The 11,898-nt window shown below is 39.3% G+C and carries 11 protein-coding genes; 9 read left to right on the top strand and 2 right to left on the bottom strand.

Annotated features, from left to right (window positions below; genetic code table 11):
• A partial coding sequence (locus ACH0AK_RS10695) for an EndoU domain-containing protein (protein ID WP_499796889.1) occupies positions 1–1,176 on the top strand: 1,176 nt, incomplete at its 5' end.
• A gap of 18 nt (positions 1,177–1,194) precedes the next feature.
• On the opposite strand, the gene ACH0AK_RS10690 is transcribed toward ACH0AK_RS10695, so the two are convergent.
• Together ACH0AK_RS10690 and ACH0AK_RS10685 are read right to left on the bottom strand one after the other, a co-directional pair.
• Positions 1,195–2,178, bottom strand: a complete 984-nt coding sequence (locus tag ACH0AK_RS10690) for a hypothetical protein (protein ID WP_062805086.1) — start codon at positions 2,176–2,178, stop codon at positions 1,195–1,197.
• 401 nt (positions 2,179–2,579) lie between these two features.
• Positions 2,580–3,059 (bottom strand): arginine repressor, encoded by a 480-nt coding sequence (locus ACH0AK_RS10685; protein WP_010735183.1) that lies wholly within the window; start codon positions 3,057–3,059, stop codon positions 2,580–2,582.
• A 374-nt stretch (positions 3,060–3,433) separates the two neighbouring features.
• Here ACH0AK_RS10685 and rpsB point away from each other — a divergent pair, with 374 nt between their 5' ends.
• The 8 genes from rpsB to ACH0AK_RS10645 all read left to right on the top strand — a co-directional run bounded on the left by rpsB (position 3,434) and on the right by ACH0AK_RS10645 (position 11,739).
• Complete coding sequence (gene rpsB / locus ACH0AK_RS10680; RefSeq protein WP_010735184.1) at positions 3,434–4,216, top strand: 30S ribosomal protein S2; 783 nt, start codon at positions 3,434–3,436, stop codon at positions 4,214–4,216.
• A 102-nt stretch (positions 4,217–4,318) separates the two neighbouring features.
• On the top strand, positions 4,319–5,200 hold the full coding sequence (gene tsf / locus ACH0AK_RS10675; RefSeq protein ID WP_010735185.1) for a translation elongation factor Ts: 882 nt from the start codon (positions 4,319–4,321) through the stop codon (positions 5,198–5,200).
• A gap of 234 nt (positions 5,201–5,434) precedes the next feature.
• A complete protein-coding gene (pyrH, locus tag ACH0AK_RS10670) occupies positions 5,435–6,157 on the top strand; it encodes a UMP kinase (protein WP_010735186.1) in 723 nt (240 codons plus the stop codon).
• Positions 6,158–6,160: 3 nt separating this feature from the next.
• Positions 6,161–6,718, top strand: a complete 558-nt coding sequence (gene frr / locus ACH0AK_RS10665; protein WP_023519849.1) for a ribosome recycling factor — start codon at positions 6,161–6,163, stop codon at positions 6,716–6,718.
• A gap of 180 nt (positions 6,719–6,898) precedes the next feature.
• The gene (uppS, locus tag ACH0AK_RS10660; RefSeq protein ID WP_010735188.1) at positions 6,899–7,705 is read left to right on the top strand and encodes an undecaprenyl pyrophosphate synthase; all 807 of its coding nucleotides are present in this window, start codon (positions 6,899–6,901) and stop codon (positions 7,703–7,705) included.
• A complete protein-coding gene (locus ACH0AK_RS10655) occupies positions 7,702–8,502 on the top strand; it encodes a phosphatidate cytidylyltransferase (protein ID WP_023519848.1) in 801 nt (266 codons plus the stop codon). Before uppS ends, ACH0AK_RS10655 begins: the two co-directional genes overlap by 4 nt.
• A gap of 200 nt (positions 8,503–8,702) precedes the next feature.
• A complete protein-coding gene (rseP, locus tag ACH0AK_RS10650) occupies positions 8,703–9,971 on the top strand; it encodes an RIP metalloprotease RseP (protein ID WP_062805088.1) in 1,269 nt (422 codons plus the stop codon).
• Positions 9,972–10,029: 58 nt separating this feature from the next.
• On the top strand, positions 10,030–11,739 hold the full coding sequence (locus ACH0AK_RS10645; protein ID WP_010735191.1) for a proline--tRNA ligase: 1,710 nt from the start codon (positions 10,030–10,032) through the stop codon (positions 11,737–11,739).
• Positions 11,740–11,898: the final 159 nt, after the last annotated feature.

Raw genomic sequence — 11,898 nt, 5'->3', positions numbered from 1 at the left:
ATTCCCTTGGAGACGGACTTTGATACATTTTTAGCAGAAATCGCCACACCTGAACAAGCCTTGGAACTGGTCAAAGAATACTCGTCCGTCCAATTTGGGGCAGTAGCCCCAACAGATGTTGATTCTGTCAATGACATCGGAAAAGAAATCACCCGTCAGATGATCGATGAGCGGGATGCGCTGATTGATCAATTACCTGATACGTTTCAGACCAATCTATTCCGGATCGCAGCGAAAGCCAATGACAAAGAAGTTGTCATTGATCGAGAAGGTGAGTTTGTGTATCGGGGAACGCAAGAAATTGTTCCCTTAGACCAAATCGACATCGGCTTTAACCAAGAAGTCATCTATACGATCCGCAAAGTGCAAAGCTTTTTCGGTGTCTATTGCAACTACTATGCGTTAGCCGATGGCTTGTTTGATGAAGAACGCACGAATTCTTTGCCAAAGAGTTTAGATGACACCACCATTGCAGCGATTTCTGAAGTCGGTGGCAGTGTATTGAAGCACTTACCAAATTACGAAAATACCGACTGGGTCATCAAGCAGTCCCAATTGAAGCCCGAACCAATGGACGTCTTACTCATCGCCATGTGCTTACCATGGTCAGAAATGATTTCTGTCTTACGGACCGTCAAATCCGATGAAGTCATCCTAACAGCGATTGAAGTCGAAGAAGCCGAAGCCGCTCGCGTATTGGAAGCGGAAAAGGCTCTAATCACCAAAGGGTGTCCAAATGAAGCCTTGGTAGAGAAGTTACCAACCACCGAATACTATAACCGTAAAGCCTTGCGCCATGTGGCGGGAGAGGTAAGACCGGGAAGAACTGGCAATCCTGAAATCACAGGTGCTCATTCGCGCCATCCTGATTTCTATAGTCCAGAAAGTGGAGTTGTATATAAGCCGACAGAGACTGTAGTAGAAGGGCAACCTTATAACGCCGAAATAACTTATCCAGGTACTTTGAAGGTCAAAGAATCTACAGTATTCCCAGATAATTGGGATGCTCAAAAAATTACGAGTGAGGTAGAACAGATTGTAAAAAAACATAATTTTACCACTCCCGGAAATCATTCATTTAGTGGTAAGAGCACAGCTGGATTTGAGATAAAAGGAAATGTAAATGTTAAAATGAATGGTAAAATAACTGTTGCAACAGCCTATCCGGTGAAATAAAAAGACATGGAAGTTGAATTAATTCAACTTCCATGTCTTTTTATAGTTACGCACTATTTTTTGGAAATCTTCATAGGAATAATTGTTGCGCCAGTAATATTTATTATAGAGCATATATTTCCTCATAATCACTTCGATCGCATCATCTAGTTCCTTACTAAGTCCAAGGTACGTAATATTAGCAATCCCCCCATTAAAGAAGTCGCCATGAAAACTAGTTCCTATACTATAAGGAGAAAGTCCGTAAATGGCTGTCTCATTAAAATAAATGTGGTAATCATAGTGAGATAAGTAACGTCTAGGATCATCTGGCTCGTCTTCTTCAGGATCATAAGGACATTCCGCAAGAAAATGGCCAATATCCGGACCAAAATCAATATAAGAATCATCATGAATCACCGTTAATTGAGAATCTAAGTGATCTAATTGAGTTTCTAAAAATTCGGTATTCTTTTCTACAGCAGCTAAAGATCGATGTTTGGGGTCAGTGAAACTAATTGGCGAACTAATGATTTTTACTGGTCCAACGAATTGTGATAATCGTTTATAAGGTTCTAACTTTTCCTGTTCAAATTGTTTTTCTGTAAATAAGTCTTTCCAGTAGAGTAGGTTACGCACTTGATAGTCATGAATGATTCTTAGGAGAGTCTGTTCAATCATTTTTAAAGTTTTTCTTTCTGGATCTGGAGTTCCTCCAGGTTTTTTATAAGTTTCGTAAAGCCATTCACCATAAGGAGTAAACCAGTAAAGAGGATAGTTTTTATATCTAAGTTGGTACTCCGAGTACGCAAAATGTTCCATCGGATGATTTGCCACGCGAGGATCCCAGTAAATCGACGAAAGTTGTGGAAAGACCTCTGGACCATAATCAATAAAGTTATCATTATGTATCAAAGTCAAATCTGGATCGATTGCTTGAAATTTTTGTGTGAGTTCTTCTGTGATTTTTCGAATCTTGGCTTGTGGTCGACGATTGGGATCGACAAAGGGGAAGAAGGTCATAATCGTTTTTTCCTTTCTATCTATAAAAATTTTTTTAATTAAATTATGACATGTAAATAAGGAGTGTTGGGGACTGTTTTTTTCGTCAATCAGAAAAAAGTAGAGGTTTATAATGAAACAAGCAATACCTGCCTAATTCAAAGTTAAATAAGCTTTATATGATTTTTAGCGCTTGTGGTGTTTCTCAAATTTGTATTTATTCTACTAGTGGAAAACATTACTATTGTTGTTTCTATGAGGCATTGAGTGCGAGGTATAGCGGAAATTTCGTAGTAACTGAAGGTTAAGTCAACTTGAGAGAGGTTCAAGGTTCTTCTCTAGTATTGATTCAAATAAAAAAGATGCTGGCAAATTTCACCAACATCAAAAAATATAGATACAATTACTATTTGTTATGGTATTTAAAAAATTGTAGCTGTAGTGGGATGATGCAAGAAGTTTTCAACTAACTGCGCATCTTCATCATCTTTCGAAATAATGATCGTTGTATCAAAGCCAGCAATCGTACTAACGATATGAGGCGGTTTGATTTCATCTAAGACAGCAGCGAACAATGGTGCGTTGTCTGGTAAGGTGTGGACGATAGTCAAAAAATGAACTCGTTCCACTTTTAACACGATATCTTCAATCATCTGGATCAAACGTTTTTCATCTTCGCTTTTTGATTCAGCTGTCTCCTTTTCTTTGAACAGGACAAAATGGGAAACACCATTTTCATCAGGCGCCTTGACGATTTTTAAGTCACGTATATCTCTTGAAATCGTCGCTTGAGTCGCAGATACACCCATTTCAGTCAGCTTAGCTAACATTTCATCTTGTGTACGGATCGTATAATCTTCAATGATTTGTTTAATCAACAAGTGTCGCTCAGTTTTTCGCATTTTAGTTCTCCTTTAACGAAACTTTTCACAAGTATCATAACAAAAAAACGTTGAATTGCCCATCTTTATTTTCCAGTTACCTGTTTATTTTTTCACGAATTCCTTATAAAAAAACAAAGAAATAAAATAAAAAAATGAGAGGGAGAAAAAGAAGACACAAAAAATTAAGTAAGTTAATTTTTTTTCTTGAATTTTATGCCCAATTCAGTTAAACTATTGAATGTTGAGCAGAAAAAGATCACTTTGGTGTATCTTGCGTCACTACTCAATAAATCCACATTCTTGTTGGATCGTTGGTCGGTGCTTGTAAAAGTTGGCTAGCGAGTTGGAAGACAAGAAGAGGGAAAATAAAAACCAAATCGGAGGAAACAAACATGGCAGTAATTTCAATGAAACAATTACTAGAAGCCGGCGTACACTTTGGTCACCAAACGCGTCGCTGGAACCCAAAAATGAAGAAATACATCTTCACAGAAAGAAACGGAATCTACATTATTGACTTGCAAAAAACAGTTAAATTAGTAGATGCAGCTTACGATTACATGAAGAGCGTAGCAGAAGAAGGCGGCGTTGCTTTATTCGTAGGTACAAAAAAACAAGCACAAGAAGCAATCAAAGATGAAGCTACTCGTGCTGGACAATACTTTGTAAACCACCGTTGGTTAGGTGGAACATTGACAAACTGGGATACGATCCAAAAACGTATCGCTCGTTTGAAACAAATCAATGCAATGGAAGAAGATGGAACTTTTGCAGTTCTACCTAAAAAAGAAGTTGCTGGTTTGAACAAACAACGTGAACGTCTTGAAAAATTCTTAGGTGGTATCGCTGATATGCCAAGAATCCCAGATGTAATGTACATCGTTGACCCACGTAAAGAACGCATTGCCGTTCAAGAAGCACACAAATTGAATATCCCAATCGTAGCAATGGTTGACACAAACTGTGATCCAGATGAGATCGACGTAGTTATCCCATCAAACGACGACGCAATCCGTGCCGTTAAATTGATTACTTCAAAAATGGCTGATGCTTTCATCGAAGGAAATCAAGGGGAAGATCAAGTAGTTGAAGAAGATTTTTCAGCAGAAAACACAGCGACTTCAATCGAAGAAATCGTTGATGTTGTTGAAGGCGACAACTCTTCAGCAGAATAATTTTTAAATGATGGAGCTGTTTCAAAGGCTAGGCGACAAGCCTCACTCTCCTTTGAAACAGCTTTTTTTAAAGAAAAAGCATACAACTAGGAGGAAGAAAAAATGGCAGACGTTACAGCTAAAATGGTAAAAGAACTACGCGACATGACTGGCGTAGGAATGATGGACGCGAAAAAAGCATTGGTTGAAGTTGAAGGTGACATCGAAAAAGCAGTAGATCTTTTACGTGAAAAAGGAATGGCTAAAGCTGCGAAGAAAAACGATCGTATCGCCGCTGAAGGTCTTGCTTCAGTTGCAGTGAAAGGTAATACTGCAGCAATCGTTGAAGTCAACTCAGAAACAGACTTCGTTTCTAAAAACGAAATGTTCCAAGACTTAGTAAAAGAAATCGCTGAACTAGTTGCTGAAAACAAACCAGCTGACATGGACGCAGCAATGAAAATCAAAACATCAAAAGGAACAGTTGAATCTGACTTGATCGAAGCAACACAAGTTATCGGTGAAAAAATCAGCTTCCGTCGTTTTGAAGTAATCGAAAAAGATGACAACGCTGCATTTGGCGGTTACCTACACATGGGTGGACGTATTGCTGTATTAGCTGTTTTAGAAGGTACAACTGACGAAGCAGTAGCTAGAGACGTAGCGATGCACGTAGCAGCGATCAACCCTCGTTATGTAAACGAAACACAAATTCCTGAAGCTGAATTAGATCACGAACGTACAGTCTTGACTGAACAAGCATTGAACGAAGGCAAACCAGCGAACATCGTTGAAAAAATGGTTGAAGGACGCTTAAACAAATTTAAAGCTGAAATAGCATTGGTTGACCAACCATTCGTTAAAGATCCTGATATGACTGTTGAAAAATTTGTTGCTTCTAAAGGCGCAACTGTGAAATCATTTGTCCGCTTTGAAGTCGGCGAAGGTATCGAAAAACGCGAAGATAACTTTGTAGAAGAAGTAATGAACCAAGTGAAAAAATAATCCGGTTTATAGACTTGATCAATGGGACGATGTTTGGGGCAAAGAAAATGAAGATCATTCTCCGTTTTCTTTGTGCCCCCATCGATTCCATCGCTTATTTGAATGAAATGAGGAGCAGCGACATTCGTCACAGCTCTTTTTTTTAGGGCAAGAGATATCAGGAGCATAGGTATTTTCGTGCCTAAACTATCTGGATATGGTAGAATGTCAATAGAAAATATTGGAGGAATGAACATGGTCACACCAAAATATCAGCGTGTCGTCTTAAAATTAAGTGGAGAAGCTTTAGCTGGAGATGAAGGGTTTGGAATCAAACCACCAGTTATCAAAGAAATCATCCAAGAAATCAAAGAAGTCCACGAGTTAGGCGTAGAGATGGCAATTGTTGTCGGCGGTGGAAATATCTGGCGCGGTCAAATTGGCGCACAAATGGGGATGGAACGTGCACAAGCGGATTACATGGGCATGTTAGCAACTGTGATGAATGCTTTAGCATTACAAGATACATTAGAAAATGTTGGTGTTCCTACACGCGTACAAACCTCAATTGAAATGCGACAAATCGCAGAACCATACATCCGTCGTAAAGCAGAGCGTCATTTAGAGAAAGGGCGCATCGTTATTTTTGCCGGTGGTACTGGAAACCCTTATTTTTCTACAGATACAACTGCGGCATTACGTGCAGCTGAAATTGGCGCTGATGTTATTTTAATGGCTAAGAACAATGTTGACGGTGTTTATTCTGCCGATCCAAAAATCGATTCAACAGCAGTGAAATTCGATGAATTGACACACATGGAAGTCATTGCAAAAGGATTACAAGTAATGGATTCAACTGCTAGTTCATTGAGTATGGACAATGATATCCCGTTACTTGTGTTCAATCTTAATGAACATGGAAACATTCGCCGAGCAATCTTAGGTGAAAATATCGGAACAACCGTAAGGGGGAAATAAACAATGGCAGATGCAATTATGACAGAAGCAAAAGACAAGATGCAAAAAGCAGCACAAAATCTACAACGTGAACTTGGACAGATCCGTGCCGGCCGTGCGAATGCGAGCTTATTAGATCGTATAACTGTTAATTATTATGGCGCACCAACACCATTGAACCAATTAGCATCGATCCAGATCCCAGAAGCAAGAGTATTGATGATCACACCATTCGATAAAAGTGTGCTTCAAGACATCGAAAAATCGATCATGGCAAGCGACATCGGTATCAGCCCAACAAATGACGGAAATGTGATCCGTTTAGTCATTCCTCAGTTAACAGAAGAACGTCGGAAAGAATTAGCGAAAGACGTGAAAAAAGAAGCTGAAAATGCGAAAATCGCTGTCCGTAACATTCGTCGTGATGCAATCGATGAGTACAAGAAACAACAAAAAAATGGCGATATCACAGAAGATGATTTGCGTGACTTAGAAAAAGAAGTGCAAACTCTAACAGATGATAGTATCAAAGAAGTAGATCGTATCGCTGCAGACAAAGAAAAAGAATTGCTTGAAGTATAAGAATCAATAAAGACAGGTGGACAGTGTGAAGTGCTGTCTCCTGTTTTTTACTTTTTGACTAAGAAAAACTAAAAAATCCTTTGAATTTGCGTAAAAAAAGGGCTATACCATAGGAAATAACGATAGATATTGCTATAATGGTAAAGATAGTTGTAATTTTTTAGTATGGGAGGAAAAAGAATGTTACGTTTTTTTCCGCAAAAAAACAAATATATTCAAGAAAAAAGTGAGCACCATTTTGATGCGCAGAGAGATATCCCGAAACATATCGCCATCATCATGGATGGGAATGGTCGTTGGGCACAAAACCGTCGTCTTCCACGAGTGGCTGGCCACAAAGAAGGCATGGAAACCGTTAAGAAAGTCACTAAAAAAGCTTCTCGACTTGGGGTAAAGGTGTTAACGCTCTATGCGTTTTCAACCGAAAATTGGAAACGTCCAAAAGAGGAAGTCAATTTTTTGATGCAATTACCTGTAGACTTTTTTGATACGTTCGTCCCTGAGTTGATTGCTGAAAATGTCAAGGTACAAGTGATGGGCTATGAAGAACTTTTGCCGGAACATACGCAAGATGCAGTACGCCGTGCCATTGAACAAACCAAAGAAAATACGGGAATGATCTTAAACTTCGCACTGAATTATGGTAGTCGGGCAGAAATCATCTCTGCAGTCAAAGCAATCAGTGAACAAGTAAAAGAAAACGATCTTTCTACGGAAGACATCGACGAGGACATGATCGCGGATCATTTGATGACCGGTTTCTTACCTCCCGAACTTCGCGATCCAGGATTAGTCATCCGGACAAGTGGCGAAGAACGGATCAGTAATTTCTTATTGTGGCAGATTGCTTATAGTGAATTATATTTTTCAAAAGCCTTATGGCCAGATTTTGACGGCGCCCATTTAGAGGAAGCAATCGCTTCTTATCAACATCGAGACCGTCGTTTTGGTGGCGTAAAAAGTGTAGATAAAGGAGAACAATCATGAAGCAACGTGTGATCACTGCGGTCGTAGCATTGGCATTATTTATTCCGATCATTTGGATCGGAGGAATTGGTCTTGAGCTAGTAGCGGCTTTATTAGCAGTAGTTGGTGTCTATGAACTTTTTCGTATGAAAGGATTGACACTATTAAGTTTTGAAGGAGTTCTTTCTGCCATTGGTGCAGTTTTTCTTGTCCTGCCGAAAGAGCGCTGGTTTTTCTTTTTACCTGAACAAACAAATGAATTTATGTTGTTTTATTTGACTGTGATGATCCTATTGGGTGCCGCTGTCTTCTCAAAAAATATGTATACGATCGATGAAGCTGGTTTTCCAGTTGTTACTAGTTTATATGTCGGTTTTGGTTTTCAAAACTTTGTTAGTGCGCGTACAGAAGGAATCAACGTATTACTTTTTGGCTTGTTCATCGTTTGGGCAACCGATATTGGCGCATATCTAGTTGGTAGACGTTTTGGTAAGCGTAAGCTATGGCCAGATATCTCACCCAATAAAACGATTGAAGGTGCATTAGGGGGAATAGGTAGTGCGTTAGTTGTTGCCTTACTATATTTCTTACTTTATCCACCACAAGAATTGTTTGGACATGGCTTATTCGTCATGTTACTCCTAACGATCATTCTATCGATCGTAGGCCAATTTGGGGATCTAGTCGAGTCGGCAATTAAACGCCACTATGAGGTCAAAGATTCAGGGAACATTTTACCTGGACACGGTGGGATCTTAGATCGATTCGATAGTCTATTGTTCGTCTTTCCAGTCATGTACTTATTTGGATTGATATAAATAAAAATTCTGTAAAAGAAGCTTCCGAAGCCAAAAGTTTTTCGTCCGTCAATCAGACACGATCGGTAAGGAGATTCTTTACAGGATTTTTATTTTTTTACATTTTAATAGGTGCTTGGTGAAGTGTCGATAATATGGTAAAATTAAGTAGTTTTATTTTAACTGAATAAAAAATAATGATTAATGTAAAGGAGAATAGGATGAGAACAATTATCACGTTCATTATCGTTTTTGGCATCTTAGTGATCGTACATGAATTTGGCCACTTCTTCTTTGCGAAACGATCAGGAATCCTAGTTCGCGAGTTTGCGATTGGCATGGGACCTAAAATCTACGGTCATCAAGCAAAAGACGGCACGACTTATACATTGCGTTTGTTACCGATCGGTGGCTATGTGAGAATGGCTGGGAATGGGGACGACGAAACGGAAATGGCCCCAGGAATGCCGTTATCACTCTTGATGGATTCAGATCATGTCGTAAAGAAAATCAATTTAAGCAAAAAGATCCAATTGACCAATGCGATCCCAATGGAATTGATCCGTTATGATCTTGATGAAGCACTCACGATCACAGGTTATGTGAATGGTGATGAAACGCAAGAAGTAACGTATGCAGTGGATCACGATGCTTCGATCATCGAGGCGGATGGGACTGAATTGAGGATCGCACCGAGAGATGTGCAGTTCCAATCAGCCAAATTATGGCAACGAATGTTAACTAACTTTGCAGGTCCAATGAATAATTTTATTCTAGCAATTCTATTATTCATCGTATTAGCGTTCATGCAAGGCGGGGTGACTGTCACAAATACCAACCAAATCGGTGTTGTTACGCCAGACGGAGCTGCGGCTGCAGCCGGACTGAAAGAAAATGATGAAATTCTTTCAGTAGAGGGAAAATCAATCCAAACATGGAATGATCTGACAGCGATCATTACTGAAAATCCAGATAAACCACTTGATTTTGAAGTTGAACGAAATGGACAGGTTTCTTCTGTTGAAGTGACACCGAAAGCAATTGAGTCAAATGGTGAAAAAATTGGTCAACTTGGGATACAAGCGCCAATGAAAACTGGCTTCTTCGATAAGATCATCGGTGGAACACAACGTGCATTTAGTAGCTCTTTGGAAATATTCAAAGCATTAGGTTCATTATTTACCGGCTTTAGCTTGGACAAATTAGGTGGACCGGTGATGATGTTCCAATTGTCTTCTGAGGCAGCGAATCAAGGGATCATGACAGTCATTGGTTTGATGGCTATCTTATCCATGAATTTAGGGATCGTCAATTTATTACCGATTCCAGCATTAGATGGTGGAAAACTAGTCTTGAATATTTTTGAAGGTGTCCGTGGTAAACCACTTAGTCAGGAAAAAGAAGGCGTTTTGACGCTCGTTGGTTTTGGCTTCCTGATGCTATTGATGGTATTAGTAACATGGAATGACATTCAACGATTCTTTTTCTAGAAAAAGTAGGGTATAATGACATGCGTTAGATTATTTGAGGAATAAAGGAGTTTATATAATGAGACAATCAAAAATGTTGATTCCAACATTAAGAGAAGTTCCAAATGATGCGGAAGTATTAAGTCATCAAATCTTACTACGTGCCGGTTACATTCGTCAGGTTTCGGCTGGAATCTATTCTTATTTACCACTTGCAAATCGTGTATTAGAAAAATTAAAAACGATCATGCGCGAAGAATTTGAAAAAATCGGCGCAGTAGAAATGTTGATGCCAGCGATTTTACCTGCTGAGTTATGGCAAGAATCTGGTCGTTATGAAACATACGGTCCCAACTTGTATCGCTTGAATGATCGTAACGATCGTCAGATGATCTTAGGACCAACACATGAAGAAACATTTACAGAATTGATCCGTGATGAAGTCAATTCATACAAAAAATTACCTTTGAATCTTTATCAGATCCAAGCAAAATACCGTGATGAAAAACGTCCCCGTTTTGGACTATTGCGTGGACGCGAGTTTATCATGAAAGATGCTTATTCTTTCCATGCGTCTCAAGAGAGTTTGGATGAAACATACAAAGATTATGAAAAAGCTTATACAGAGATCTTTAAGCGTTGTGGTCTAGAGTTCCGCGCGATCATCGGTGACGGTGGGGCGATGGGCGGAAAAGACTCAAAAGAATTTATGGCAATCTCAGAAATTGGTGAAGACACGATTTGTTATTCAACAGAAAGTGACTATGCAGCAAATTTGGAGATGGCGACGAGCTACTATGTGCCAAAAAAATCCCATGAAACACAATTGGAAATGGAAAAGAAAGAAACACCAGATGTGAAAACCATCGAAGAGGTTGCAGCTTTCTTTGACGTTCAACCACAAAAAATCATTAAGTCTGTACTTTTCACAGCAGATGAGCAGCCTGTTCTAGTTTTAGTTCGCGGCGATCATGAAGTCAATGATGTGAAATTGAAAAACTTCTTAGGTGCAGATTTCTTAGAAGAAGCAACAGAAGAAGAAGCGAAAAACTATTTAGGCGCTGATTTTGGATCAGTTGGACCAATCGGTGTAGCAGAAGAAGTCAAAGTCTATGCGGATCGTCATGTTCAAGATCTGGCCAACGCGATTGCGGGAGCGAATGAAACTGGCTACCATTATATCAATGTCAATCCAGAACGTGATTTCAATGTCCTAGCATATGAAGACTTACGCTTTGTCCAAGAAGGCGATCCTTCGCCAGATAATAATGGCGTATTAGCCTTCACTCGAGGAATCGAGATTGGGCATATCTTCAAACTAGGTACACGTTACAGTGAATCAATGGGTGCTACTGTTCTTGATGAAAATGGTCGTGAAAAACACGTGATCATGGGTTGCTATGGTATCGGTGTGAGCCGTCTACTTTCAGCGATCGTTGAACAAAATGCTGACGAAAACGGTATTCACTGGCCAAAAGGCATTGCACCATTTGATTTGCATGTCGTACAAATGAACTTAAAAGATGAGTTCCAAACGAACTTGACGAATGAAGTGGAAAAAGCAATGAACGAAGCCGGTTATCAAGTACTTGTTGATGATCGCAATGAGCGTGCCGGTGTTAAGTTTGCTGATTCTGATTTGATCGGATGTCCAATCCGTATCACCGTCGGTAAAAAAGCAGTAGATGGCATCGTCGAAGTGAAAATCAAAAAAACAGGTGAAATGGTCGAAGTTCGGAAAGAAGAACTCGTAAATACACTACCGATTTTATTGAATCAAGGCGAATAAATAAGAGTGGAAAAGTCGTATCAGTCTTTTAGAAGACGGAAGCGACTTTTTCATTTCCTTTTCTTCAGTTAATGAACGGTGTTCAAGAAGCAACACTTCAATAATAAGCCAAAAAAATCAAAATGAAAAAGCCATTTTTCGATTTTCTTGTCTTATTCC

Origin of the sequence: Enterococcus pernyi, from assembly GCF_045371165.1 — a bacterium.
Lineage (GTDB): Bacteria > Bacillota > Bacilli > Lactobacillales > Enterococcaceae > Enterococcus_B > Enterococcus_B pernyi.
The sequence above is the reverse complement of the archived record's forward strand: the minus strand, read 5'-3'. Positions and strand labels throughout refer to the sequence as shown.

Coding starts and splice junctions, on each gene's coding strand:
- frr (WP_023519849.1), top strand. CDS start 6,161: ATGGCAGATGCAATTATGACAGAAGCAAAAGACAAGATGCAAAAAGCA.
- ACH0AK_RS10690 (WP_062805086.1), bottom strand. CDS start 2,178: ATGACCTTCTTCCCCTTTGTCGATCCCAATCGTCGACCACAAGCCAAG.
- ACH0AK_RS10685 (WP_010735183.1), bottom strand. CDS start 3,059: ATGCGAAAAACTGAGCGACACTTGTTGATTAAACAAATCATTGAAGAT.
- tsf (WP_010735185.1), top strand. CDS start 4,319: ATGGCAGACGTTACAGCTAAAATGGTAAAAGAACTACGCGACATGACT.
- ACH0AK_RS10645 (WP_010735191.1), top strand. CDS start 10,030: ATGAGACAATCAAAAATGTTGATTCCAACATTAAGAGAAGTTCCAAAT.
- uppS (WP_010735188.1), top strand. CDS start 6,899: ATGTTACGTTTTTTTCCGCAAAAAAACAAATATATTCAAGAAAAAAGT.
- pyrH (WP_010735186.1), top strand. CDS start 5,435: ATGGTCACACCAAAATATCAGCGTGTCGTCTTAAAATTAAGTGGAGAA.
- rpsB (WP_010735184.1), top strand. CDS start 3,434: ATGGCAGTAATTTCAATGAAACAATTACTAGAAGCCGGCGTACACTTT.
- rseP (WP_062805088.1), top strand. CDS start 8,703: ATGAGAACAATTATCACGTTCATTATCGTTTTTGGCATCTTAGTGATC.
- ACH0AK_RS10655 (WP_023519848.1), top strand. CDS start 7,702: ATGAAGCAACGTGTGATCACTGCGGTCGTAGCATTGGCATTATTTATT.